Consider the following 25,492-nt stretch of genomic DNA (forward strand, 5'->3'; position numbering starts at 1 on the left):
GTCGATCTCCTTTATCCTCATTCAATCTATCCTTTAGTATCTCAAAATCAGCTTTGAAACGCAATTTTTCTTTTGATGCTTTTATCGAGCCGGACAGTTCGATATAATCATGAGAGGCACTAGCCGTTTTGAATCTATTTGAGGTGTAAAAAATGATATTATCTGTTAAAGATTTAAGTCATGGCTTTGGCGACAGAGCCATTTTCCACGAAGTGTCCTTCCGTTTATTAAAAGGCGAGCATGTCGGCTTAATCGGCGCCAACGGTGAAGGAAAGTCAACGTTTATGAATATTATTACTGGCAAGCTGGAGCCAGATGCAGGAAAAGTCGAATGGGCGAAAAATGTCCGTGTCGGCTATCTTGATCAGCATACCGTGCTAGAAAAGGGAAGAACGATCCGTGAAGTCCTTCAGGATGCATTCCATTATTTATTTTCAATGGAAGCCGCGATGAATGACATTTATGGCAAAATGGGTGAAGCCGATCCTGATGAGCTGGAAAAGCTGTTAGAGGAAGTGGGCGTCATTCAGGATGCACTGACAAACAATGATTTCTATATCATTGATTCTAAGGTCGAGGAGATTGCAAGAGGTCTTGGCTTAACAGATCTCGGGTTGGACCGTGATGTGACGGAGCTCAGCGGCGGTCAGCGTACGAAGGTGCTGCTAGCGAAATTGCTGTTAGAGAAGCCAGAAATTCTTCTTCTCGATGAGCCGACCAACTATTTGGATGAGCAGCATATTGAGTGGCTGAAGCGTTATTTACAGGAATATGAAAATGCGTTCATCCTCATTTCACATGATATTCCGTTTTTAAACAGTGTCATCAACTTGATTTATCATGTTGAAAATCAAGAGCTCACGCGCTATGTTGGCGACTACGACCAATTTAAACAAGTGTACGAAGTCAAAAAGCAGCAGCTCGAAGCAGCCTATAAAAGACAGCAGCAGGAAGTGGCTGAACTAAAGGATTTTGTCGCAAGAAACAAAGCACGTGTCAGCACAAGAAATATGGCGATGTCCCGCCAAAAGAAACTGGATAAGATGGATATGATTGAACTCGCAGCAGAAAAGCCAAAACCTGAATTCCATTTTAAACCGGCACGTACTTCTGGGAAACTGATTTTTGAAACGAAAGATTTGGTCATCGGTTATGATGAACCACTCTCCCGCCCATTGAATTTGAAAATGGAACGCGGGCAAAAAATTGCGTTGTACGGTGCTAACGGTATCGGTAAAACGACACTGCTCCGAAGTCTTCTTGGGGAAATCACACCTATTTCTGGTGAGGTGGAACGTGGAGAATTCTTGCATATTGGCTACTTTGAGCAAGAAGTAAAAGAGCAGAACAGCAATACTTGTATTGAAGAAGTATGGAGCACCTTCCCTTCTTACACGCAATATGAAGTCAGAGCCGCTCTTGCAAAATGCGGATTAACGACAAAACATATTGAAAGCCGTGTATCTGTTTTAAGTGGAGGAGAAAAAGCAAAGGTTCGTCTTTGCAAGCTGATAAACGAAGAAACCAACTTACTTGTTCTCGATGAGCCGACAAACCACTTAGATGTCGATGCAAAAGAAGAACTAAAACGCGCGTTAAAAGAATATAAAGGCAGCGTCTTATTGATTTCTCACGAACCTGAATTTTATCAAGATGTGGCAACCGAAACTTGGAATTGCGAATCTTGGACGACAAAAGTATTATAACGACAAAAAAGCCTCATATCTTCAAAAGATATAAGGCTTTTTCTAATTAATGACCTGCTTGGATATTCACCAAATGTTTACGTCCAAGGAGCAGGATGATCATCCCTAAGAGAACCACAGCAGCCCCGACATAATAAGGTGTACTTGCTGTATAGGATTCAGCGAGAACTCCGGCAATCCAAGGAGCAATCGCGCCCCCAATAAATCGTACAGCACTGTAAGAGGATGAAGCAATTGAACGTTCAACCGGTGCTGACCCCATCACAGCTGTCGTGAGCACTGTATTGATCATACCGAGAATTCCCCCAGCAATGACAATTCCGCAGATCACGACCACAGCATGAGACGTCCATACCCCAATACCGAATAAAATCACAGCAAACGAAGCAAACAGAACGACAAGCGAGGTCAATGTCCCAAGTTTGCGATGAATGACTGGCGCTGAGAAGACAGAGGTCACAGCCAAGAATAGCCCCCATCCAAAAAAGACATATCCAAGTCCATGCTCATCAAGATGGAGCACAAATGGCGAATACGCTAAAAGCACAAAGAAACCGAAATTGTATAAGAAAGCGGCAGATGCCATCGTTAAAAGCCCTTTATATTTTAACGCCCCGACAGCCTCAAATAATTTCACTTTTTTCTGCGGCTTTTGCATAGGTGAAAGCATAAAGGTAATCGCTAAAAGAGCAATAAGCATTAACACGGCAACACCAAAGAAAGGCCCGCGCCAAGAAATTGTGCCAAGCTCACCGCCAAGCAGCGGTCCAACCGATATCCCAAGACCTAGTGCTGCCTCGTATAAAATAATAGCCTTCGCACTTCCTCCAACAGATACACCAACAATGACAGAGAGTGCAGTTGAAATAAATAAAGCATTCCCAATGCCCCATCCGCCTCTAAAGCCAATTAATTCATTAATCGTAGAAGAAGTACCACCTAAAGCAGAAAAAACAATAATAAAAATGAGTCCAACTAATAACGTCCATTTCGCACCAATCCGACTAGAAATAAAGCCGGTAAAGAACATCACAAAGCCGGTCACAAGTAAGTAGCTTGTAAATAAAAGAGAGACCTGGCTTGGAGATGCGTGTAATTGCGATGCAATGGCTGGCAGGATCGGGTCGACGAGTCCTATCCCCATAAACGAAATCACACACGCAAAGGCAACAGCCCAAACGGCTTTTGGCTGCCTAAGCAGACTTGTACGCTGTTTCAACACTTCTTCTTCCTTCATTCCATCAGAACCTTTCCTTCAAATGTTGACAAAATAAAATAAACACGCAGAGGTGTTTATTTTTGTAATTGCTCAATTGCATGAGCCGCTCTTTCTTTCATCGCTTCAAGATCCTTTTTAAAGGATTGAATCGTTTCAAGCTTTTTTGTTATCAATTGATGCTGCACAGTCAGCTGCGCATCAATATCTAAAAGCTTCTCTAATCGCTCCTTCGGATCAAGCGACAGCAAGTAGCCTTCTTTATTCAACTCTAGCTGCTTTCCGATTTCCATAAACGATTGAAGCTCCTGTAAAGAAAAGCCGAGTACCTCTTTTGCCTGCATCACTTTCTCTAGCTCTTCCATATCGTCCTCTGAGTAAAGTCTGACACCGCCCTCAGTCCGCTTTGGTGCTGATAATAAACCAATCTCTTCATAGAAACGAATCGTCCGTTTTGTCAGTCCGCTTCTTTTCGCCACTTGATCAATTTTCATCCATTCCATCGCCAGTGCCTCCTGCTCATCAATTCATGTTTTATTATACACCTTTATAACCTTAACGTAAACGTCAAAGTTTTAACACTTGATTTATTTCATATGTTATCGCAAAATAAATAGTAATAATTACGATTTACAGGAGGTACTATATGCGCTCATTTCCACCTAAAGTAGAACGGCACCAGCTATTTGGATCAGTACCGCCAAGTCTTGGCACAAAGCCTTGGCAAAAAGAGGACATGTCTGACATTCAAAAAACAGAGCAGGACTTTTATTTTCATCTTCAACAAGTCGGGATCTGTCGCATGTCCTATCCCATACATATCGTATCTAAAACAGCACCACAGCGCCAAACAACCACTGCTGAATTCTCACTGAGTACATCCCTGCCAGCCCATCAAAAAGGCATTCATATGAGCCGTCTCACTGAACAGCTGCACTCGTTTTATGAAAGCAGCAAGCCGCTTGATGTGAATACCCTAAAAGATTTGACGGTCGCGCTCGCCCGGAAAATGAATCAATCCTCTGCTTCCGTTCAAGTTTCCTTTCCATGGTACATGGAAAAACAAAGTCCAGTCACCGGGCAGTCAGGCTTGATGCATGCGACTGTCAAATATGACGTCCATTTTCATGAAAAGGACGGATGGACCTGTCATGTGGGCTGCGATGCACAGGTCACAACATTATGTCCCTGTTCCAAAGAAATCAGTGAATATGGTGCCCATAATCAGCGCGGGTCTGTTTCCATTCAAGTAGAGTTGTTTGAACAAGCAGCGCTCCCTGACGACATCAAGGCCGTTCTTTTACATATCATTGAGTCCAATGCGAGCGCACCGCTTTATCCCGTGCTCAAAAGACCTGATGAAAAGAAAGTGACAGAAGAGGCTTATGAAAATCCGCGCTTTGTAGAAGATATCACAAGATTAATTGCCATTGAATTATATGAGCAGCCATGGATTAAAGGCTTTCAAGTCGAGTGTCGTAATGAGGAATCCATCCATCAGCATGATGCGTATGCCAAATGCTCCTATCAAAAAAACCTGTAGATCGCTCTACAGGTTTTTATTTCCACATCTTTATTCATTCATTTCCTCAATCATAAGAGATAGTTCTGTCCAGCGGTCCATTGCTTGTTCTAATTTTTCCGCAACGGCTTTTTGTTCGTCCATCAGCTCTTGAATTTTCCCAAAATCACTGCCTGCCTCTGCAATGCTGGTTTCGAGCTGCTGATGTTTTTCCTCTAATGCTTGTATCCGGTCTTCAATCCCGTCCCATTCAAGCTGGTCTTTATAAGAAAGTTTTTTTCTCTTTTTAGGCGCAGCTTCTACTTGTTTTTCAGCAGGCTTTGTCTCTGTCCGCTTCTGCTCTTTTTCCTGTTCCATATAATCGCTGTAAGCCCCTTGGAAGTGTGAGATTCGCCCATTTCCTTCAAAGACAAGCAGGCGGTGAACCACTCGGTCTAAGAAATAACGATCATGGGACACGGTGATGACGACGCCAGGGAACTGCTCTAAATAATCCTCTAAAATACTGAGGGTTTCTGTATCAAGGTCGTTCGTCGGCTCATCTAAAAAGAGAACATTCGGCTCTTCCATTAAGACCTTCAATAAATACAATCTGCGGCGTTCTCCCCCTGACAGCTTACGAATATACGTCCGCTGCATCGATCTTGGGAAAAGGAAGCGCTCCAGCATCTGCTCTGCTGTGACTATGGCGCCATCAGACGTCTTGACGATCTCAGCTGTTTCCTTGATGTACTCAATGATGGTCAGCTCATCATTCATTTCCTTGTGATCCTGCGTGTAATAACCAATACGAACGGTTTGTCCAATGGTCAATTGTCCTGAAGTTGGTTCAATCTTACCTGCTAGACAGTTCAGCAGAGTAGTTTTGCCGACTCCATTCGGTCCGATAAAACCGATACGATCGCCTGGCACGATTAAATCTGTAAACCGCTCCACAAGGGTCTGGCCAGCAAATGAAATCGATAAGTCTTCTGCCTCTATCACTTGTTTTCCCAAGCGGTGTGAGCCAATGGCAAAATCAAGCTCTCCCTTCGCATCAGGTCCTTTTTGATCCTTCAGCTCTTCGACTCTGCCGATACGTGCTTTTTGCTTTGTCGTTCTTGCTTTTGCTCCTCGTCTGAGCCATGCAAGCTCTCGTCTAAGCAAGTTTTGACGCTTTGTTTCTTTCACCTGAGCTTCTGCTTCCCGCTCTGCTCTTTTTTCTAAAAAGACTTCATAATTTCCTTTATACGTATAAAGCTGTCCTTGATTTAACTCATAAATCCGATTGGCCACCCGATTTAAGAAATAACGATCGTGCGTCACGAGGATGACAGCACCGCTATATTGGCTTAAGTATCCTTCAAGCCATTCAATCGTTGCATTATCAAGATGGTTGGTTGGTTCATCTAAAATCAGCAAACCAGCAGGCTGAATTAAATTTTTAGCAATGGCGACACGTTTTTTCTGTCCGCCTGATAATGCATGTACAGAGCGGCTTACATCTTTCACGCCAAGCTTTGTCAAAATCGTTTTGGCTGAAAGGTTCGCATCCCAAGCATCTTCTTGATCCATTCGATTTTGCATACGCATCAGTGCCTCTTGTTTTGCCTCATTTTGCGGATCATGCTCTAAATCGGCGAGTGCCTTTTCATACGCCTTCATCGTTTGAATCATTGGTGCCGTTCCTGAAAAAATATAGTCAAGAATCGTTTCATTCCCGCTCATTTCAGGATCTTGCTCGAGAAATTCGATATCAAGTGTCCCTGCTTTCGTGATGTCACCCTCTTCAAACGATTCAAGTCCTGCAATGACCTTTAGAAGCGTTGACTTCCCTGTTCCATTTGGACCAATCAATCCGATGCGTTCCTTTGGTTCTATATGAAAAGAAATATGATCAAACAGCGTTTTCTCGCCATAGGTTTTATATAATCCTTCAACATTCAATAAACTCATTTTATCAGCCCTTACATAGATTCTTTCTTTATTTTAAATCAGCCAGTAGCAGAAAACTAGTTTTAAAAAACCCGCTGCAGAAAAGAATGTTTCCTTTTGATGCTCGATACACTATGAAGAGGTGATCTAAAGATGATAACCATTAGCTTATGTATGATTGTGAAAAATGAAGAGGAGGTGCTGGCGGACTGCCTTTCGTCTGTTCAAGACATTGTCGATGAGATGATCATCGTTGATACAGGATCAACAGATCAAACGAAGGAAATCGCTCATTCCTTTTCAGCAAAAGTGCTGGATTTTGAATGGGTTCAGCATTTTGCAAAAGCACGCAACTTTGCTTTCTCACATGCAGTGAAAGAGTATATTTTATGGCTCGATGCTGACGATGTTCTCCTTGAAGAAGATCGCCAAAAACTGCTTCAGCTCAAACAGACACTTGATCCCTCGGTGGATGCCGTTTCGATGTTTTATCATGTAGGATTCGATGAAAACGGTCAAGTCAATTTCAAATATAGAAGAAATCGCCTTGTGAAGCGTTCCTTGAACTTTCAGTGGTACGGGGCCGTTCATGAGTTTCTTCAAGTGTATGGAAACATCCTTCCTGCAGATATCGCCGTCACACATCAAAAACGCAAGAAAACAACTGCTGGTGAGCCTGGGCGCAACTTGCGAATTTATGAAGACATGCTGGCAAAAGGAGAAGATATGACACCCCGTGATCTCTTTTACTTTGCCAATGAATTAAGAGACAACGGTCAGCGTGTCAAAGCGATTCGTTTTTATCATGAATTTTTAAACACAAAACAGTGCTGGATTGAGGATGAAATCCGCACATGCCAATATTTAGCGGACTGCTATTATGCGGAAGGCTATGAGGAAGCAGCCTTATCCTCATTATTACGTTCCTTCTTATATGATCAGCCCCGGCCAGAATTTTGCTGCCGGATCGGGGATCATTTAAAAATACAAAATAAACATCAAGCAGCCATCTTTTGGTATGAGCAGGCGCTGAAGGCTCCTGAAAACGAAACAGCCTTCACACTTACACAATATAAAACGTGGTATCCTCACCTTCAGCTTTGCTACTGTTATTATCAGCTCGGCAACCTGGAACAAGCCAAAATACATCACCGTGCCTCCTCCGCCCATCATCCAACTCATCCAAGTGTGCTGTACAATGAAAAAATATTTGCTGAACAGACATAGATTGTCTGACACCACATCCGCCTTCGATCTCCCGGCGGATGTCTCTTTTTATACACTTCTTCGGTTGTGACGTTTAATACTTTAGTGATTTAAAGCGTTTTTCAACCAATTGACTAAATTGTTATTTACGCATATACTAACATTCGTCTTACGAAAAGATTTATCCATTAGGAGGTCCACATGAGTTCTTTATTTCGAAAAAAATCTCTCGACCAGCTCATGCTTGAAAGTCAAACGAAGCGGCTCAGTCGTTCATTAAATACGTTTGATTTAATCTTGCTTGGCATTGGCTGTGTGGTCGGGACTGGAATCTTTGTGATTACGGGGGTTGCTGCGGCAAATGATGCAGGACCTGCGATTATTATATCTTTTATTTTAGCTGCGATCGCATGTGCCCTTGCCGCTTTTTGCTACGCTGAATTCTCCTCGTCTATTCCTGTGTCAGGAAGCGTCTATACGTATTCCTACGCAACACTTGGGGAATTTCTCGCCTTTTTAATGGGCTGGGATCTCATGCTTGAATATGTCATTGCCCTCTCTGCTGTGGCCAGTGGATGGTCGTCCTATTTTCAATCACTGCTCAGCGGATTCGGTCTTCACATACCGAAGGCTTTATCAGCTGCACCTGGAGCCGCTGATGGGGCCGTCTTTAATCTTCCAGGCGCACTCATTATTTTGCTCATCACCTTTATCGTCTCAAGAGGCGTCAAAGAAAGCACAAAGCTGAATAACATCATTGTGCTGATCAAAATTGCCATTGTCCTACTCTTTATCATCTCAGGCTTTGCTTACGTCAAACCTGAAAACTGGACACCCTTTATGCCAATGGGCTTTAACGGCGTGATTGCAGGCGCGGCCACCGTCTTTTTTGCTTACCTTGGATTTGATGCAATCGCCAATGCATCTGAAGAGGTCAAAAATCCACAAAAAGCGATGCCGATCGGGATTATGGGAGCGCTCGGTGTTTGTACCATTTTATACATTGGGGTTTCCTTTGTTTTAACTGGCATGGTTCACTATACGAAGCTGAATGTGAGTGATCCTGTCGCATTTGCTCTTCAAGTGGTTGGCCTGAATAGTGTGGCGGGTATCATATCAGCCGGTGCTATTATTGGGATTACAACGGTTCTCATTGCCTTGGTATATGCACAGGTTCGCTTAACCTTTGCGATGAGCCGCGATGGGCTTATGCCAAATATTTTCTCAAAGGTTCATCCAAAATCACAAACGCCCGTTGCCAACACTTGGCTGACAGGTGCAGTCGCAGCGTGTATCGTAGGTTTTGTGAATTTATCGACGCTCGCGAATTTAGTCAGCATCGGTACACTGGCAGCCTTCACGGTGATTTCCATTGCGGTCATCATTTTACGGAAAAAACATCCGAATCTTAAAGCAGCATTTAAAGTACCGTTCGTGCCTGTGCTTCCGATTATCAGTGCGATCATTTGTATGACATTGGCTTCCACACTGAAATGGGAGACATGGAGAGCCTTCCTCATCTGGATCGCCATCGGTGTTGTTGTCTATTTCACCTATGCAAGACGAAAAAGCCATCTGAATGAAACAAATTAGAAAAGAGACTCGGGGATTCCCGGTCTCTTTTTTTTCTTAAACCACGCTGTTTTTGACTGAATTTGAGTCCACCATATCTGGATCTAACACGCTTGAAATCGGAATGACAAGCGGTGAACAATCTCCATTGTCCTCACCAAAACCTTGATTTAATTTCATCGAGAGAAAATAATCAATCTGCTGATAAGGTCCTAGCGTCAGTGATGCACCCCGATCCATTGCATTGATTTTAAAAGCACCGACATTGACGACTGAAGGTGAGAATAACATCACACGTCACTTCCTTTGAATGGGTTTAGCTGCTGGTGAAAAAGAGGCAGGTGAGTCCACTTGATCTCGATCATCTACATGGCTTTTTGTACCGACAAAACCGCTGGCATCTCCAAAATTCTGTCCGTAACCCTGATTTTTTTTATCTGAGTTTTGCCACTCTGCTAACAAATTTTGTCCGACATTCACCGCCGACGCATTTTCAAAGGAATTAATTTTTAACATGAAAATATTAATATTGATATACGGAGTTGGTTGAACCACAGATAAACCTCCTTTTTATAGGTATATGCAAGCACCCATCAAGTATGTTAACGGGAGGTCTTCACATGGACTTCGAAAAAATGAAACAGTGGATGGATATTGCCCAGCAAATGCATGGAGATGATTTTTGGAAAATGATCTTTGATGATGAGCAAAGATCCCCCTTTATGGCAAACGGTCCATCTCCATTTACATTCACACAGCAGGATCAGCGGGGATCAGATGCGTCGTTTCCACCAATCGACATGGTGGAAACCCCTACAGAAATTCAATACTTAATTTATTTGCCTGGCTACCGAAAGGAGGATGTTCAGGTGTTATCATATGGTGAATATTTGGTTGTGAAAGGGCAGCGTTTTTCCTTTTTTAACGAGCAGGACTTTCGCCAAAAGCAAGGGAAGTATGGTCCGTTTGAAAAGAAAATCCGCCTTCCAGAAATGATTCTTGGTCAAATGAATGCTGCCTTTAAAGACGGTGTACTTTACATCCGCCTGCAAAAGGATGAAGGAAAAGCGACTGCTATCATCATAGATGACGAATATTGATACTCACCGCGTCTATTTGATCACGATCATCAATTGTTTCAATTGGCAGGATCGTGATCACGCCATCAGCATTCTGTTCCCCAAAGCCATTGTTTCGTTTGATTGTACTGCAATGATTGCGAACAAACGTCGAGCCGAACGTCATGGATGATCCTGTGCCGATCGAATTCGTTTTCATATGGGCAATGTGAATCTGAGTAGGCAGCATATACTTCTCCCCTTTCTTGTCATCTCTATAAGTATATACTGGGCAGCTTTTCCATAGACTAGAGTAAGGCGGAAGAAAAGGTTGTGGTCTACTTGAAACATTTCATTCAATCACTCTTTAAAAAAACTGAATCCAGTCCATCCCCATCTGTCATTGAGCTAGAAAAAAGACTCGCCGCTCTTGAGCAAAAAATGTCTGCACCAGCTCCTCCTGTCTCAGAGGATACACATATTCATATCGAATCCCTGCACGTGGACAAAATTGATTACCATTTAGAATTTGGGGAGCTTTCTATTGACCAGCTTCAAGGCAGGCTCAATATTGGGGCAACCTATTATACGCCAAAGGACACGCCGCTCAAAAAATCAACCGCAATGCCGCAGCCAAAGGAAAAAGAAAAGGAAAAGGAAAACCCAGCACCGACAGTATCCTTTCGATCCAGGTCATCTTCTTAACCAATTCAGCTTTTCAGCACAATTGGCAGCCAGAAATAGACCGCAAGAACAATCACAACAATACTAATGATATTTAACCAAAAGCCGGCCCTGACCATATCAGATATTTTCAGCATATCCGCACTAAAGACAGCGGCATTAGGCGGTGTGGAAATCGGCAGCATAAACGCACAAGAGGAAGCCAAAGCAGCAGCGGCCATTAAACCATACGGCTCTATGCCAATCGCCAGACCAAGCCCCACAGTGATCGGAATCACCATATTGGCAACAGCTGTGTTTGACATAAATTCAGTCATAAAAAGAACAGCCGCTGTTAAAATGACCACGATCATGAGATAAGAAAGACCGTTTAACAGTTGAAGCTTCTCCCCCATCCAGCCCGTCAAATCGGTTTCTGCAAATCCAGTGGCAAGCGATAAACCGCCCCCAAATAAAAGCAGCATTCCCCAAGGAAGCTGTTTCATATCAGGCCACTCTAGGATCCTCTCACCAGTAGTTGATGGAATGAGAAAAAGCAGTATCGCACCAAAGATTGCAATCGAAGTATCAGATACATAGATTCCTCCGAACAGAAAAGATTTAAAAATCCATAAACATGCTGTCATGAGAAAAACCGCAAGAACCCATTTCTCCTCTTGCTTGATCTTCCCCAGATCCTTCAAATCCTTTTGAATGAAGTGTGCTGTCATATCACTCTGGTGCTCCACTCGAAACTGGATTTTAGTTAAATATAAGTATAAGAGAAACAGCATCACAACCGTGACAGGAAAACCAAATAAAAACCATTCAAAAAACATGATTTCTCGATCCAATAATTTTTTGGACATCGCGGCAAACACTGCATTTGGTACTGTGCCTACGAGTGTTGCCAAGCCGCCGATGGAAGCAGAATACGCAACGGATAGCAGGATGCTCTTACTAAACTTTTCAAGTGAAAGCCCTGTTAAAATCTGATTGGCTTTCACTTCTTTAATGATTGCCAGTGCCACAGGAAGCATCATTAAAGCAGTCGCTGCATTTGAAATCCATAAAGATAAAAAAGCTGTAGATACCATGATACCGAGCACGATACGATCACTTCTTGTCCCAATAAAGCTGAGGATATGCAGCGCCATTCGTCGATGTAAGTGCCACTTTTCAATGGCAATCGCAATCATAAAACCACCCATATACATAAAGACAATCGGGTCACCATAAGATTTTGCCGCTGCATCCATCGGCAGCCCTCCAAGTGTTGGTAGCAAAATAATTGGTAAAAGAGATGTTGCCGGAATCGGCAATGCCTCTGTCACCCACCAAGCAGCTGTCCAGGCTGTCACGGCAAGTACCACCTTAGGTGCATAGGCCAGTTCAGTCTCTGGGATGAAAAGCATGAGGATGAGAAATAAACACGGCCCAAACCATAATCCTGTGATATTGACTTTTTGATATGCGATGAAACATCCCTCCATTTTATCATCGCTTTCAAGCGATTTTGTCCTTATGATCCTTCGATGATCTAAAGTGATTTCCTTTTTATAAAGAACAGGCAGAAAGTCATGTTTCATACGATGAAATTCGGCACCATAAAGGACAAACCACAGTTCGTTTGTCCCGTCTCACCCGTAAGGTTTCTATGAGAAACTATACAAATCACGAGCAATAACTGTAAAATATAGAGGATCTAATCAAAAATTGAGGTGTTTTCATTGTATACGGATCAAAAAAAATCATTTTGGAAACAGAATAAAGTCATCATCCCTCTTCTTAGCATCATTGTAGTTGCTGCTGCTTTCTTTTTCTTAAAGGATCATCTTTTCTCAAAAGAAAAAGAGGCGCTAAAAGCCGCTCAAAACTTTACGAAAGAAATGGAGAAGAAAGACTTTACGAAGCTGGCAGATGAGGTGACAAGTGCATCTTTAAAAGCCAATGACTTTTCAAAAAAACAACTAGCCGAAAAATACGACAATATCTTCAATGGCATTGGTGCTCATGATCTGAACATTTCAAAGCTCAACGTTGAAAAACAGGACAAAGGAAATGGGTATCAATTCTCCTATGATGTGACGATGAAAACGTCTCTTGGTAAACTGCATAAGCTCTCTTACAAAGGCATTCTCTCCGAAGAGGACGGCAAGTGGAAAGTGGACTGGAAACCAAATCTCATCTTCCCGCAAATGGAAAAGGGAGATACCATCAAAGTCAAATCAGACCCTGCTGTCCGCGGAAACATTGTCGACCGAAAAGGACGTACACTGGCAGAAACAACTGGTGGAAACGCACTTGGCATCATCCCAGGAAAACTCGGAACAGGGGAAGAAAAAGAACGCAATATCAAAAAAATCAGCAAAGCGTTTGATATAGAGGAAGAACTCATTGACAATCAACTGAAACAAGCATGGGTCACTGACGACACGTTTGTCCCGCTCAAATCGATGTTAGAACAGAAGCCGATTCCAAAAGACGTAAAAGGCGTCACTTATCAATCGAAGGAAATGCGCTACTATCCATATAACGAAGCAGCCGCTCATCTCACCGGGTATGTCGGAAAGGCAAATGCGGATGACATCAAAAGAAATCCGGCATTAAAAGCGGATCAAACCATCGGCAAAACCGGCCTTGAATTCACATTTGACAAAAAATTACGAGGACAAGATGGCGGAAGCATTCTCATCGCCCATGATGAAACAGGTATTGAAGAAACATTACAAAAATCAGATCGAAAAGACGGAGAAACCGTGAAGCTAACGATTGATGCTTCCTTACAGAAAAAAGCCTATGAACAGCTGAAAGGTGAAAAAGGAGCCGTCACGATCATGAATCCATCTTCGGGTGATCTATTAGCACTTGTCAGCGCCCCTTCCTACGATGTCAATCTTATGACAAACGGGATAACACCTAAGCAATATCAGGCATACAGTGAAAACCCAGATCTTCCATTTCAAGCTCGATATGCGAGCCGGTATGCACCAGGGTCCACATTCAAAACCATTACAGCAGCCATTGGGCTTGAAACAGGTGTCACAAAGCCTAACAAAGTGCGCACCATTCATGGACTGAAATGGCAAAAGGATCAATCTTGGGGAAATTATCGCATCACACGCGTTCACGATAAAGAAAAAGTAAATATGGTTGATGCCCTCGTGTACTCAGACAATATTTACTTTGGACAGGAAGCACTCGAAATTGGCAAAGACACCTACGAGAAAAAAGTGAAAGCATTTGGATTTGGCGAAGACTTACACATGCCATTTACAATGAAGCCTGCACAAGTATCGAACGATGGAATTCAATCAGAAATCCTACTGGCTGACTCAGCGTATGGCCAAGGTGAATTACTCATGTCACCGATTGAGCAAGTACATGCCTATTCTCCATTTGCCACAGGGGGCAAGCTTGTTTATCCTCGAGTGATTCAGGATGAAAAAACAGCATCACCGAAACAAATCATCAAAGAAGACACAGCAAACACAGTGAAAGGCGCTTTGACTCAGGTCGTGACAAGTCCAAATGGTACAGCCCACTCCCTGCAAATCGAAGGAGCTGATATCGCTGCTAAAACTGGAACGGCAGAGCTGAAAAGCAAACAAGGTGCAACAGACGGCACTGAAAATGGATTTTTACTTGCGTTTAATCCTAAAAAAGAAGATTATGTCCTCGTCGGCATGATCGAAGGGGTGAAAAACCGGGGCGGAAGTGGACTCGTCGTTCAAAAAATGAAGCCTTTGATTGCTTCTTTTTACAAATAACTCTTTAGAGACACAAGCTCCAACAAGGGCTTGTGTCTCTTTTTTTCTAAATGATGACAATTTGCTATTGTTTTATAGTTCACCTTATGAATAAAATGAGAAGAATGCAAAAACAGAAAACAGTGAAAAATGAAAGGAGGAAGTCTCATTGGCTATTGCTGCTCGTACAAAGGATAAGCCTCAAAAATCTGTCACCGGCTCAACGGTTTATCCCATTTTATTGATTATTGGTATTTGTCATATGCTGAATGACACATTGCAAGCCGTTATTCCTGCCATGTTCCCTATATTAGAACGCTCAATGGGGCTGACCTTTACACAATTAGGGCTGATTGCCTTTACATTAAATATGGTCTCCTCCGTGATGCAGCCTGCTATTGGTTGGTACACAGATAAACGGCCGATGCCTTATGCACTTCCTATTGCTTTATTTTCAAGTGCTATCGGTATATTCGGACTTGCCTTTGCTCCGTCCTTTGCAACCATCTTGCTTTGCGTTGTTCTTATCGGACTCGGCTCTGCGATCTTTCATCCAGAGGGCTCCCGTGTTGCAAACATGGCAGCTGGTCCAAGACGAGGACTTGCACAGTCCATCTATCAAGTAGGCGGAAATACAGGTCAAGCCTTTGCTCCGCTTATCGCTGCATTCATGCTCGTCCCGCTCGGTCAGCCAGGCGTGGCTTGGTTTACAATTGTTGGAATGATTGCTGTCGGTTTTCTTCTTTATATTTCAAGATGGTACGCAGGAAGACTCCAAACCATTCGAGCGCAAGCAAAAAAAGCGCCTGCAAAAGCTGCGCGATCTGACATTCACCGTAAATCAGCACTCACTGCACTTGGCATTATCGTCTTTCTCATCTTTGCCCGCTCTTGGTATGGAAATGCCATTTCGAATTTCTATGCGTTTTATGCGATTGAACAGTACGGATTGACGATTAAAGAATCACAGACTTATATTTTCTTATTTCTCATTCTAGGTGCAATTGGGACATTTTTAGGCGGGCCGCTTGCAGACCGTTTTGGCAAGAAAAACGTGATTTTAGTTTCCCTATTGGCGTCCTTCCCTCTTGCCCTGCTGCTGCCATTTGCCGGACCTGTCTTTGCGTACGTTTTACTCGGACTGATTGGGGTCATTTTGACATCGAGCTTCTCTGTCACAGTGGTTTATGCCCAAGAACTATTTCCCGGGAAAATTGGCACAATGTCTGGTTTAACAGTTGGGCTGGCATTTGGTATGGGTGCAATCGGCTCGGTTGCCCTCGGCTCATTCATTGATGCCTTCGGTTTAACGCCTACTATGATTGGCGTTGCCTTTTTACCGATATTAGGTATCCTAGCCTTCTTACTTCCTAGCGATCAAACCATCTCCAAATGGAATGAATCATAAAAGGAAAAACCGCTCAAATCAATATGAGCGGCTTTTTCACATCTCATAGAAATGTGTATCAGGAACATGCTTCTTTGCAATAAACCCCTGTTGAAATTCTGGAAATACCTTTTGCACCTGTTTGATTTTTCGATGAATCAAGTCAGCATAAGGAATATACAGATGATCCACAAGCTTTTGTTCTGTCATATAGTAATACCAATTCAGATTAAAGGTCTTCTCATCAATGATCGTAAAGGCAGAAAAATGATAAAACAAGAGTGGACATTCGTCGAGATACATATCCCCTTTTACAATTGAAAGTTTGTAGTTTTCAATGTTCCAAATCGCCGCATTGGCTCCTTTAGATGCAACGATATGAACCCCTTCAAAATCATCAACCCATCTTTCCACATACCGCTGATCTCCGTACGTCTTTTTTTCTGTATCCATTTCTACTGTACAATGTGCAAGACAGTTTTCTTTCCATTGTGTGACTGCCTGTTTGGCAACATCTGTGTTACGACAGCCTACAAACCCAGTATTAAAACGGCCAGACAACTCGTAATAACGATAGAACCGCTTGGAATTCATATGATCCGTTAAAAATAAATGAGCGCTTGGATTCTCTGCAAAAATCGCCTCTGGATCATGATAAAAATACAAATCTGTATCCAGATGGGCAAGATAATCCGCATCTGAGGACTCAAGAATGTTGAGCAGAAAAGCAGGTTTTAACGTCCAGCAATACTCATGAAACGTACGATCTTCTTTTGCCTTTCGCAGGGAGTCATCCTCAATGTCTTCAAGCTGTTCATATTGAACATTCGGGTGAGGGAACTCCTTTAACACCTTGTAAGCCAAAGGGTCTGCACATAAAACCGACAGCTTGAATGCATGGGCGTTTTTCTCAAGCGAATGAATCAGCGCCAAAAGCTTAAAGACATGGGTATTCGACACAATGGTTGTAAAGTGATAAGACGCCATTTACAACACATCCACTTGGAACAAATCAACGCGTAACAGCTCTTTCGTCAGCCCTTGAATGGCTTCTACAAGTACCGTGCAGCCATACTCCTGCCGTGCAAGCTGCGCCGCTTCTGCCAGCTTTTTCAAAGGAACATGCTTGGCTGTCAGCATATCTTTTTTATCCCGTTTGATGCCTACATTCCGCTCTGTGATCAAATGAATCAGTTCTAAAAAATAAGATAACAGGTCATCAAATGCTGGATTCTCACGCAGCTGCCGAACTTCTTTCACAATATCATTTGTCACAGTATGAGAAAACGGACCAGAGAAAGCCAAATGGACATCAATGGAATCAATATTGTTGTACTTCTCACACATATACAAAATGTTGTATTTGATGTCATCAAACGACGTTAAATTACTTGGATGCTCTTGATGCACGCTCATGATATCCTCTCGCAATTCAAAGGAGAGACCAAGCTGATGCAGACGAATCCCTAAATCATAATCCTCAAATCCGTACCGAACGATATTTTCATCAAACATCCCTAGTGCCATGACATGCTTACGTTTGACAGAGGAGTTATTTGTAATAAAAAATCGCCATGGCAGCTCATAAGAACCTAAATCATAGTGGTACGTATTTAAAATGTCTTTCAGGATATCTATAAACTCAGACTGCAAATCGAAACTTTTCTCAAGAAATGCACCATTTTCGACTTCTTCCAATGATAAAAAAGGCGTTTTGTCCTCCATTTTCCGTTTATACAGCCCTTGCTTTTTCAACCGCTTCATATGATCTTTATCAAATGCTGTGTAAAAATAGCGATAAATCCGCTTCCAGCACACACCGCAAATAACGAGATCCTCTCTGTCAGCATGGGCCTCTGCATGCTTTTCAATAAATCTCGGTTCTGCCAGCATATCACTGTCATGGAAAATGAGCAGATCTCCCTCCGCCTCGCGAATGGCATGATTACGCCCCTTTGCAATCCCTTGATTGACAGGAATACGCACCTTTTTAAACGGGAAGTTCACCTCAATGTTCTCAAGCATTTCCATCGTGCCATCTGTTGAGCCATTATCGGCAACAATGACCTCAAATGGAATATCTGTTTCCTGAAGTGTTAAGGAAAAAAGGCTTCCTTCTAAACGCTCTTTGGCATTATAGCTTGGAATAATGACGCTTACCTTTGGCTTTTCGTTCATGCGTCATCCTCCTCCCGTTTGGCATAGCCGTTAAACAGCGGATCGACCTGCTCCACAGATTCAATCACATGGCGAAGCACTTCCCGATAGGCTTCTTGGAAAAACGGCAGGTCATTTCGTCCTTTTTCATGAATTTGCTGCATCTCATCCTTGCTCACAATCCGAAAGCCGCTGAAATGATAGCAAATGAGCGGGTGCCCATCCTCCAGAAGAATACGTCCATTCTCCTCCCGATAAGAATGCTGCCCATAGTTCCAATGACCAATATTCACGCCTTTTGTCTCAATATCTTCTACATTGTCAAACAGCCTCGGCATATGATCCAGATATCCTTGATCGCCAAACTTGCCTTCTCCCGGTGCATTTTTACATTCTTTTAAGCATTCTTCTTTCCACCAGCTGAGGCATTTTCGTCCGGCTTCATCTCCTTTAAAATGCAGAAAGCCTGAGTTATAGCGTCCTAAAAGCTTCTGAAGCATCTTCACTTCCTCAGCATCAAAGCTTGGAATGACAATATCCCCTCTTGAAATTAAAACAGAGGCATTCGGCTGATGTTGAAAAATAACCTGAGGGCTCTCATAAAAGAATAAATCCGCATCAAGATAAGTCACGCTCTCTGCCTGCTCCTGTTCAAATAACCACTCAATCCAAATCGGCTTTAAGGTCCAGCAATATTCCGATGCATCCCGTTCCTCTTTTTTCTCTAGCAGTTCTGGTGTTTCGAGCTCCCGTACATGAACAAGATCCACATGCGGGAAATTCATTTGATGAAGCAAATCAAATGCAGCATCATCCATACATAACGTCTTGATGACAGCATCATCTTCTACTTGCTTCAACGATAAGAAAAACGCAATGGCTTGATAAAGTCTTCCACTTGAAAGAACCGTACAATATATGCTGTTCATCTTTTTACACCTCTATTTTTGAAAGAATTCGCGATACCATTCAATCGTCTTCTCTAAACCTTCATCAATGGAGTAGTCAGGCTTCCAATCAAGCAGCTTTCTCGCTTTCTCTGCCGACAAATATTGATGCTTAATCTCATGTGTTCCTTGGTTCAAAATACGAGGCTTCAGCTCACTTCCCATTGCCTTTAAAATCTTATCCACAAGGTCAAGCACTGTCAGCTGAATTTCGTTACTAAAGTTAAAGGCTTCTCCCGCCAGCCCTTTTTCCTCCATCTTCTCAGCTAGCAGCAAATAAGCCTTCACTGCATCTTCAATGTAGAAGTAATCACGAATAAATGTCCCGTCACTTCTAATTTCCGGCGCCTTTCCTTCTAACACAAGCTGAATGGTTTGCGGAATGATTCTGTTGAAATTCAAATCTCCGCCTCCGTATAAATTACCGCAGCGTGTAATACAAACCGGAAGACCATATGTGTTGTAGTACGTATGAGAAATAAGATCTGCACAGCTCTTCGAGACATCATACGGATGTTTCCCGTTTAATGGCATGTCTTCATCATATGGAAGCTGCTCTTGATCACCGTATGCTTTGTCACTTGATGCCACGATCACTCGTTTGATGAGCGGCTGTCTTCTGCAAGCCTCCAGCACATTCCATGTCCCTAAGATATTCGCTTCAAATGTAGAAACAGGATGTCTATTCGCGACCCCAACAATGGCTTGGGCAGCCAAATGGAAGACGGTATCAATTTCATATTCTCCTAACGCACGTTCAATCGTTTGCATATCCTCTAATGCGCCTTGCACCACATTCATTTTTTCAAATTGACTGCCTTGATATAAATTCGATCGAGGCACCTGATCACGCACAAGTCCAGTCACGTTTGCCCCTTGATCAATCAATTCCTTGACGAGATAGCTTCCTAACAGCCCTGTACATCCAGTTACAAATACGTTCTTTCCATTCCAAAATCCGCTCATGCTGTCACCAAACCTTCCATGGTTGTTTTCCATCTGTCCACATGTCATTGATTTCCTTAAGGTTTTTATACGTATCAATTGCTGTCCAAAATCCGTGATGCTCATAAACGGCAAGCTCTCCATCATCCGCCAGGTTTTGAAGAGGCTCCGCTTCAAACACGCATTGATCATCGTCTGTTAAATAATCAAATACCTTTGGAGACAACACAAAAAATCCTCCATTGATCATCCCGATACTGTCTGTCTTCTCAGAGAAGGATTGTGCCATCCCGTTATACACCTTGAGTGTCCCGTACTGGGACTTCTTTTCAATGCCTGTGACAGTCGCAGCTGCACCAAGATCCTGATGACGTTTCAGCAAATGAAACATATTGATATTGGCCAGTCCATCACCATACGTCATCATAAAGGTCTCATCACCGATGTAATCCTGTGCCTGCTTTAAACGTCCGCCTGTCATCGTATCTTCACCTGTATCTAAAAAGGTGATTTTCCAGTTCTCCGATTTCCCTAAAAGCTTCATTTCTCCTGTCGCCATATCGAGCTGCATGCTGTAGTGCTGCCAGTCGTAGTTCAGAAAGTACTCTTTGATCTTCTCTCCTTTATAACCAAGCAACAGGATAAATTCGTCTACACCGTAATACTGATAGATTTTCATAATATGCCATAGAATAGGCCGATCTCCGATCATAGCAAGTGGTTTAGGAAGCGCTTGTGTGACCTCACTCATTCTCGTTCCCTTTCCTCCGCAGAGAATGACTGCTTTCATCTTCTCCCCTCATCTCTCTATGAAAATTTTGATTAAAAACCCTATCTTTATGCGGAAAATCAGTACATGTACCCTCATACTTTGTCCGACATCAGGTTTTGAATCTACTCTATTCATATGTCGAAATGAGAGAGTGTGCCACCTAGCATTTAACTATTTTTACAAATAAAAAAAGAGCGAGATTCATATTCTCGCTCTTTCAAAGTTTAAATTGTATATTTTCAGGGTAGATGGTATGATAAACATGTGCATAACCAGCACAAACAGCCTCTTTCTATAAAGAGACTACTAGATCGAATGAATTCAAGTGGCAGCTTGTTTCATTCTCAATATGAATCACGGAGGTGAATTCCCATGGCACAAAACGTTCTTTGTGAAGTGAACTCTTGCCGTTTCTGGGCTGAAAACAGCTGTACCGCTTCTACCATTAAAATTGGTAAAAACACGATGACTGAAGTGACTCGCAATACTGAAACTGATTGCGAAACATTTGAAACAAAATAATCTATTTTTCTCTGAGATGAAGGAACTGGCAGGTTCCTTCTTTTCTTTTATCATTCTATCAAGAATGATAATTATTATCAAGTGTTTTTCAATAAACATTTCTCGGGAAATAATGACACGATATTTCTCCATTCGTTGACGATTTTCACTCCTTTTTCTATACTCAACATATCCGAAGAAGAAAAAGTGGTGACCAATCAATGGATTTTACGATACGTTTTCTATCATTCTTTGTCGTGGAAATCGAAGGCAAAGATGAACAAGCAAATAAACGATTTAAACATTATCAAACACTAGATCAAGAGGAATTTGAACAAAGTGAGCTGAAGGACTTTTTAGACGGTGAACTGAAGAAAATCGTCAAACGAAAAGTGGACAGACACCCTAAATCTGAACAAGTACCGACCAAAATTGGCCGATTTATTGTAGAACCCGGTCATGAGCTCGACTCAAACCCAAACTACAACCTATTTCATCAAACGAGATTTGCAGATACAAAAGAATTGTTTAATGAATGCAGTGAACAGTTTGTTCGCACATATTTAGATACAAGTGCTGTCAGAGGCGGCGTTTTTTTAGTGGCTTCTGCCGTTCCTAAAAAGTATTTCGACGATTCCTTTGTCTTTATTATGAAATGCGATTTCGAGCAGAAAGTGGCTTCTATCGCTGATACATCTACCTTGATCAGAAAAGTCGAAATGGCCATTACGACAAAAAACATGAAATCAATTCAATACCCGTTTATGCCAGAAGAGGGCATGACTGAGGAAGCGGAAGTGAAAATTCACCAATCCTCACACGCTCGTTATTTTGAGGACTTTTTGAAGTTCGTCGAATACGGTGAATCCATGCCTGAAATCATGAAATCACAGGTCATGAATATGGTACAGGAACAGGTTTTTGAAACATTACAGGATGAAAGTGAAGAATTAAAGCAGTTTGAAGAGGATCTTGAAATATGGGAAGCGAGTGAAAAACGAGAAATTAGAGAAACACTCGATACAGAGCAGGTTACACAAGCAGCCTCTCATATTGTTGAACAAACTCCTGATATCACAATGAAAATGCGTCTAGGCGAGACGGAAATCAAAGGTCTTCTAGCAGACTTTGGCCACTCGATCCATATTGCAAAGCTCAACAATCGGTATGTCGTGCTCGTTGAAGCAGATCAAATCGTCTTCGAAAAAGGAAGCACACCTGTTGAGTTTCATAAACCAAATGGGTTAAAAGAGGTGGTCAGCCAGCTGACGCAAAAAGCCTATGATTCAGATGTAGAATAAGAAACCATGACTGCCTCTTGCATTCAGCGCAAGAGGCAGTTTTTTTGTATAAGACCTGAATTTATTATGCTGGATCAGAAGAAACATGCAGCTCCCTGCCTCTTGCCCACATGCTGACAAGCAATAAACTTATGATGAGCATCAGCCAAAAGACGCTGCTTGATCCAAAAAACTGAATCAGCGTATATCCGAACAAGGGTCCTAAAGCCGCTCCCATATCTTGAACAAAGGAATAGCTTGCGAGGAAGCGGTTTTTATCGGTTTGAGCAGAGGCTTTTTGAAAGGCAAGCGTATCTGTTAATGTCGTTAAGACTGTTGACAGCAGCTGGATCAAAAGCAGCATCACAAGAAACCAGCCGCTTACCTTCAGCATGACCGCCAGAAGACTGAGACCTCCAAATGAAAGAAACATCCAACAAAGCGTTCGTTCCTTCATCACAAGGCCATCAAACCATCTGCCCGTTTTCGGTGCTACAAATGGTTCCCACCCCCATCTGAGCGCTTGAATGATTCCACTTAAAGCCGAAGCTCCGATGACAAAGCCGAACAGAGCAAATTCACCATCACCGATCCTTGCTTCAATGACATGACTGAGTGTTGATGCGAATAACCCTTGTATCACAAGTGCGATCAGCATACCTGTCATTAATACTTTTACAACATCTCGTACAAGCCACCTCTGTTTGATGACTTGATACACCTGCCCCTCTTCTCCCTTTTCAATCTCATCCAAAGAGACATAAAAAATGACCCCTAGTAATGTGAGTAAACCAAAAACAAGCGTCATGGACTGGAAGCCGATCAGGCTGGCAAATATTCCGCCAAATAACATGCCAAATAAACTGCCAAGCCGGTAAAGCCCATTATAAATGCCCGTATAATGCCCCTGTGAGCCTTCGTCCATCTCAGCAATTAATCTCATTCCACTCATACGCAATAACGTCCATGCCAGCCCCCAAGCGCAGCGGCAGATCAGCAGCAGCCAAAAACCGCTCACACCATATAGCATTGTGGTTACTGATGCAATCAATATAGCGATCAATACACCGGTCTTCATTGGGACAAACCGATAGAGCCACCAAACGACAGGTGTTAGCGGGATGCGAATGAATCGGTTGATGGACAGCAGCAGCCCGACCTCCCAAATAGATGATAAACCAATCTCTTTCCAATAGATCGGAAGAACAATATAAAGCATTGAATCCCCAATCAGTGCAAATGCTGTGATAAGCGATATTGACACCACTTGCTTTTGACGTTGATCCATTTTCCCTTCCCCCTTCGCTATCTTTACAATAAGGGATGCCTTATAATAAATCTAATGAATGTTTTTGATTAAACCATCAAAATAATTGATAGGTGGTGCAAAGTTGAATTTACATGCCCTTCGAATTTTTGCAAAGGTCGCAGAGACAAAAAGTGTTACACAAACAGCAGACGTGCTATCTTTGACACAGCCCGCTGTGACGGCTCAGCTTAGAAGCATTGAAAGTGAGATCGGGTTCCGTCTTTTTAAACGAAATGGCAGAGGTATTACACTTACGGAAATGGGGAAAATTCTATACCCTTATGCCCGGCAAGTGTTCGAGGCTGAAAAGGAAGTAGAATATCAGATTACACTTTTACAAAACGGAAAAAAAGGGCGGCTCCGCATCGCTTCTACCTATGTACCACTCAACTTTTTACTGCCAGATTGGCTCGCTGCTTTTAAAACAGCTTCATCTGAAACGGAAATTGAATTAAAAAGTGGAAACTCCGCTCAGGTTTTAGAAAGCCTACTTCAATATGAATCAGATGTGGCCATCGCTGTGATCGAGGATTTGCACCATGAGGAGATTCTCACCTCTCATTTAACGAATTTAAGCTATGATTTTATTGTCCCGGCAGACCATCCATTGAACGGAAAAACCGTCCCGCTAGAGCGCCTTAGCAAGGAGCCTTTTTTGATGCGAGAAGAAGGCAGTTCCACAAGAGATAAACTTTTTTCTCTTTTTACCTCGAAAGGGATCAAAAAACCGACCGTGGACTTACAGTTCAGCGGTGTTCATGAAGCGATACAAATGATCAAAGCTGGATATGGTATCACACTTGTTCCCCGTGATGCGGTTCAAGGCAGTCTCAAGCGGAAAGAAATTGGGCGCGTGTACATCGAAGACATTGAAATTGTCAGACCGGTTGTTGTGTGCAAACGAGCGAATGATCTTGAAGAAAATAGAACCGTGGATGCCTTCCTGCAAATGAAAGGTATCGGTCCATTCACTACGCCTGCTGCCAATTAAAAAAGTGCCTGCTCCAAAAACAGGCACTTTTTTTCTATTCGGCTGGCTGCACGATGTCAAACGGTACAGCCTTTGAGGCTTTCACTAATTGTTCTGGTGTGATGAGGATTTCATTTCCCCATTCACCTGCTCCAACTCCTAATATGTCTTCCTCTAATAATGAAGCTTCAATGATCGTGCGGAATCCTTCTGGCTGCCAGCAAAACGGCGGAATCGAACCAATTCGATAGCCCGTCACTTCAAGAACCTTCTCCGGTGAAGCCATTTTAATATTACGGGAGCCGGCCGCTTTCTTTAGTTTCCCTGACTTAATATGCTGGTCAGCGCCAACCATCACAAGCAGCTGCTCCCCTTCTCCTGTTTCAAAGATCAATGTTTTGATCATTTGTCTTTCACGAAAACCAAGGGCTGCCGCTACATTTGCTGCTCCTTTTTCTGTTTCGGCAGAAAATGTTTTGATCTCATATGGGATACCATGTTTGTCCAAAAAGTCATGTGCAGGTAATTTTCTCAAGTGATTGAACCCCTTTCCTTACAATGTCCTTCATTTAGCTTATCACAATCTTCTCATCCTTAAGATGTATTTTTCAATGGAAA

25 protein-coding genes are annotated in these 25,492 nt (G+C 42.6%); 11 read left to right on the plus strand and 14 right to left on the minus strand.

What is annotated here, in order from left to right; all coding sequences use genetic code 11:
• Positions 1 to 152 precede the first annotated feature (152 nt).
• Complete coding sequence (locus QSJ46_RS17290; RefSeq protein WP_024426645.1) at positions 153 to 1,706, plus strand: ABC-F family ATP-binding cassette domain-containing protein; 1,554 nt, start codon at positions 153 to 155, stop codon at positions 1,704 to 1,706.
• A gap of 46 nt (positions 1,707 to 1,752) precedes the next feature.
• On the opposite strand, the gene QSJ46_RS17295 is transcribed toward QSJ46_RS17290, so the two are convergent.
• Positions 1,753 to 2,943, minus strand: coding sequence for an MFS transporter (locus QSJ46_RS17295; RefSeq protein WP_285605086.1), 1,191 nt, complete (start codon positions 2,941 to 2,943; stop codon positions 1,753 to 1,755).
• Between the two features lie 56 nt (positions 2,944 to 2,999).
• Positions 3,000 to 3,425 (minus strand): MerR family transcriptional regulator, encoded by a 426-nt coding sequence (locus QSJ46_RS17300; RefSeq protein WP_039177074.1) that lies wholly within the window; start codon positions 3,423 to 3,425, stop codon positions 3,000 to 3,002.
• Positions 3,426 to 3,568: 143 nt separating this feature from the next.
• Here QSJ46_RS17300 and folE2 point away from each other — a divergent pair, with 143 nt between their 5' ends.
• Positions 3,569 to 4,465 (plus strand): GTP cyclohydrolase FolE2, encoded by an 897-nt coding sequence (folE2, locus tag QSJ46_RS17305; RefSeq protein ID WP_047204205.1) that lies wholly within the window; start codon positions 3,569 to 3,571, stop codon positions 4,463 to 4,465.
• Between the two features lie 30 nt (positions 4,466 to 4,495).
• Here folE2 and QSJ46_RS17310 read toward each other — a convergent pair whose 3' ends face one another.
• Positions 4,496 to 6,379: an ABC-F family ATP-binding cassette domain-containing protein gene (locus QSJ46_RS17310; RefSeq protein WP_285605087.1), complete on the minus strand. Its 1,884-nt coding sequence runs from the start codon at positions 6,377 to 6,379 to the stop codon at positions 4,496 to 4,498.
• 132 nt (positions 6,380 to 6,511) lie between these two features.
• Between QSJ46_RS17310 and QSJ46_RS17315 the strand changes: the two genes are divergently transcribed.
• Together QSJ46_RS17315 and bcaP are read left to right on the plus strand one after the other, a co-directional pair.
• Positions 6,512 to 7,585, plus strand: coding sequence for a tetratricopeptide repeat-containing glycosyltransferase family 2 protein (locus tag QSJ46_RS17315; RefSeq protein ID WP_285605088.1), 1,074 nt, complete (start codon positions 6,512 to 6,514; stop codon positions 7,583 to 7,585).
• Positions 7,586 to 7,765: 180 nt separating this feature from the next.
• Positions 7,766 to 9,157 (plus strand): branched-chain amino acid transporter BcaP, encoded by a 1,392-nt coding sequence (gene bcaP / locus QSJ46_RS17320; protein WP_107164036.1) that lies wholly within the window; start codon positions 7,766 to 7,768, stop codon positions 9,155 to 9,157.
• 36 nt (positions 9,158 to 9,193) lie between these two features.
• Here bcaP and QSJ46_RS17325 read toward each other — a convergent pair whose 3' ends face one another.
• Together QSJ46_RS17325 and QSJ46_RS17330 are read right to left on the minus strand one after the other, a co-directional pair.
• The gene (locus tag QSJ46_RS17325; RefSeq protein WP_024424583.1) at positions 9,194 to 9,427 is read right to left on the minus strand and encodes a hypothetical protein; all 234 of its coding nucleotides are present in this window, start codon (positions 9,425 to 9,427) and stop codon (positions 9,194 to 9,196) included.
• Positions 9,428 to 9,433: 6 nt separating this feature from the next.
• The gene (locus QSJ46_RS17330; RefSeq protein ID WP_003213975.1) at positions 9,434 to 9,691 is read right to left on the minus strand and encodes a hypothetical protein; all 258 of its coding nucleotides are present in this window, start codon (positions 9,689 to 9,691) and stop codon (positions 9,434 to 9,436) included.
• 65 nt (positions 9,692 to 9,756) lie between these two features.
• Here QSJ46_RS17330 and QSJ46_RS17335 point away from each other — a divergent pair, with 65 nt between their 5' ends.
• Entirely contained in the window at positions 9,757 to 10,236 is a 480-nt protein-coding gene (locus tag QSJ46_RS17335; RefSeq protein ID WP_039177065.1) for an Hsp20/alpha crystallin family protein, read from the plus strand.
• Here QSJ46_RS17335 and QSJ46_RS17340 read toward each other — a convergent pair.
• The gene (locus QSJ46_RS17340; RefSeq protein WP_039177063.1) at positions 10,217 to 10,444 is read right to left on the minus strand and encodes a hypothetical protein; all 228 of its coding nucleotides are present in this window, start codon (positions 10,442 to 10,444) and stop codon (positions 10,217 to 10,219) included. The two genes, QSJ46_RS17335 and QSJ46_RS17340, sit on opposite strands and share 20 nt — an antisense overlap.
• 83 nt (positions 10,445 to 10,527) lie before the next feature.
• Here QSJ46_RS17340 and QSJ46_RS17345 point away from each other — a divergent pair, with 83 nt between their 5' ends.
• On the plus strand, positions 10,528 to 10,899 hold the full coding sequence (locus QSJ46_RS17345; protein ID WP_285605089.1) for a hypothetical protein: 372 nt from the start codon (positions 10,528 to 10,530) through the stop codon (positions 10,897 to 10,899).
• A 5-nt stretch (positions 10,900 to 10,904) separates the two neighbouring features.
• Here the strand turns inward: QSJ46_RS17345 and QSJ46_RS17350 are convergent, their stop codons facing one another.
• Positions 10,905 to 12,350 (minus strand): SLC13 family permease, encoded by a 1,446-nt coding sequence (locus tag QSJ46_RS17350; RefSeq protein WP_047204243.1) that lies wholly within the window; start codon positions 12,348 to 12,350, stop codon positions 10,905 to 10,907.
• A 237-nt stretch (positions 12,351 to 12,587) separates the two neighbouring features.
• Here QSJ46_RS17350 and pbp4 point away from each other — a divergent pair, with 237 nt between their 5' ends.
• Positions 12,588 to 14,627, plus strand: a complete 2,040-nt coding sequence (gene pbp4 / locus QSJ46_RS17355; protein WP_285605090.1) for a penicillin-binding protein PBP4(5) — start codon at positions 12,588 to 12,590, stop codon at positions 14,625 to 14,627.
• Between the two features lie 148 nt (positions 14,628 to 14,775).
• A complete protein-coding gene (locus QSJ46_RS17360; protein WP_047204210.1) occupies positions 14,776 to 16,014 on the plus strand; it encodes an MFS transporter in 1,239 nt (412 codons plus the stop codon).
• A gap of 36 nt (positions 16,015 to 16,050) precedes the next feature.
• Here QSJ46_RS17360 and QSJ46_RS17365 read toward each other — a convergent pair whose 3' ends face one another.
• The 5 genes from QSJ46_RS17365 to rfbF are packed head-to-tail and all read right to left on the minus strand — an operon-like array spanning position 16,051 to position 20,832.
• Positions 16,051 to 16,980, minus strand: a complete 930-nt coding sequence (locus QSJ46_RS17365) for a putative nucleotide-diphospho-sugar transferase (RefSeq protein ID WP_047204211.1) — start codon at positions 16,978 to 16,980, stop codon at positions 16,051 to 16,053.
• Complete coding sequence (locus QSJ46_RS17370) at positions 16,981 to 18,171, minus strand: glycosyltransferase family 2 protein (RefSeq protein WP_285605091.1); 1,191 nt, start codon at positions 18,169 to 18,171, stop codon at positions 16,981 to 16,983.
• Positions 18,168 to 19,079, minus strand: a complete 912-nt coding sequence (locus QSJ46_RS17375; RefSeq protein WP_041087151.1) for a putative nucleotide-diphospho-sugar transferase — start codon at positions 19,077 to 19,079, stop codon at positions 18,168 to 18,170. Before QSJ46_RS17375 ends, QSJ46_RS17370 begins: the two co-directional genes overlap by 4 nt.
• 12 nt (positions 19,080 to 19,091) lie before the next feature.
• Positions 19,092 to 20,063, minus strand: a complete 972-nt coding sequence (locus tag QSJ46_RS17380) for a GDP-mannose 4,6-dehydratase (RefSeq protein WP_039177044.1) — start codon at positions 20,061 to 20,063, stop codon at positions 19,092 to 19,094.
• Positions 20,064 to 20,067: 4 nt separating this feature from the next.
• Positions 20,068 to 20,832 (minus strand): glucose-1-phosphate cytidylyltransferase, encoded by a 765-nt coding sequence (rfbF, locus tag QSJ46_RS17385; protein WP_285605092.1) that lies wholly within the window; start codon positions 20,830 to 20,832, stop codon positions 20,068 to 20,070.
• Between the two features lie 354 nt (positions 20,833 to 21,186).
• On the opposite strand from rfbF, the gene QSJ46_RS17390 reads away from it, so the two are divergent.
• The gene (locus QSJ46_RS17390) at positions 21,187 to 21,336 is read left to right on the plus strand and encodes a DUF1540 domain-containing protein (protein WP_072367870.1); all 150 of its coding nucleotides are present in this window, start codon (positions 21,187 to 21,189) and stop codon (positions 21,334 to 21,336) included.
• Positions 21,337 to 21,536: 200 nt separating this feature from the next.
• Positions 21,537 to 22,616, plus strand: coding sequence for a DUF3900 domain-containing protein (locus tag QSJ46_RS17395; protein WP_039177040.1), 1,080 nt, complete (start codon positions 21,537 to 21,539; stop codon positions 22,614 to 22,616).
• 64 nt (positions 22,617 to 22,680) lie between these two features.
• Here QSJ46_RS17395 and QSJ46_RS17400 read toward each other — a convergent pair whose 3' ends face one another.
• Entirely contained in the window at positions 22,681 to 23,883 is a 1,203-nt protein-coding gene (locus tag QSJ46_RS17400; protein WP_047204215.1) for an MFS transporter, read from the minus strand.
• Between the two features lie 103 nt (positions 23,884 to 23,986).
• On the opposite strand from QSJ46_RS17400, the gene QSJ46_RS17405 reads away from it, so the two are divergent.
• Positions 23,987 to 24,895 (plus strand): LysR family transcriptional regulator, encoded by a 909-nt coding sequence (locus tag QSJ46_RS17405; protein ID WP_285605093.1) that lies wholly within the window; start codon positions 23,987 to 23,989, stop codon positions 24,893 to 24,895.
• Between the two features lie 34 nt (positions 24,896 to 24,929).
• Here QSJ46_RS17405 and QSJ46_RS17410 read toward each other — a convergent pair whose 3' ends face one another.
• Complete coding sequence (locus tag QSJ46_RS17410) at positions 24,930 to 25,409, minus strand: aminoacyl-tRNA deacylase (protein WP_285605094.1); 480 nt, start codon at positions 25,407 to 25,409, stop codon at positions 24,930 to 24,932.
• Positions 25,410 to 25,492 lie beyond the last annotated feature (83 nt).

Source organism: Bacillus sp. YKCMOAS1 (assembly GCF_030268125.1).
Lineage (GTDB): Bacteria > Bacillota > Bacilli > Bacillales > Bacillaceae > Bacillus > Bacillus safensis.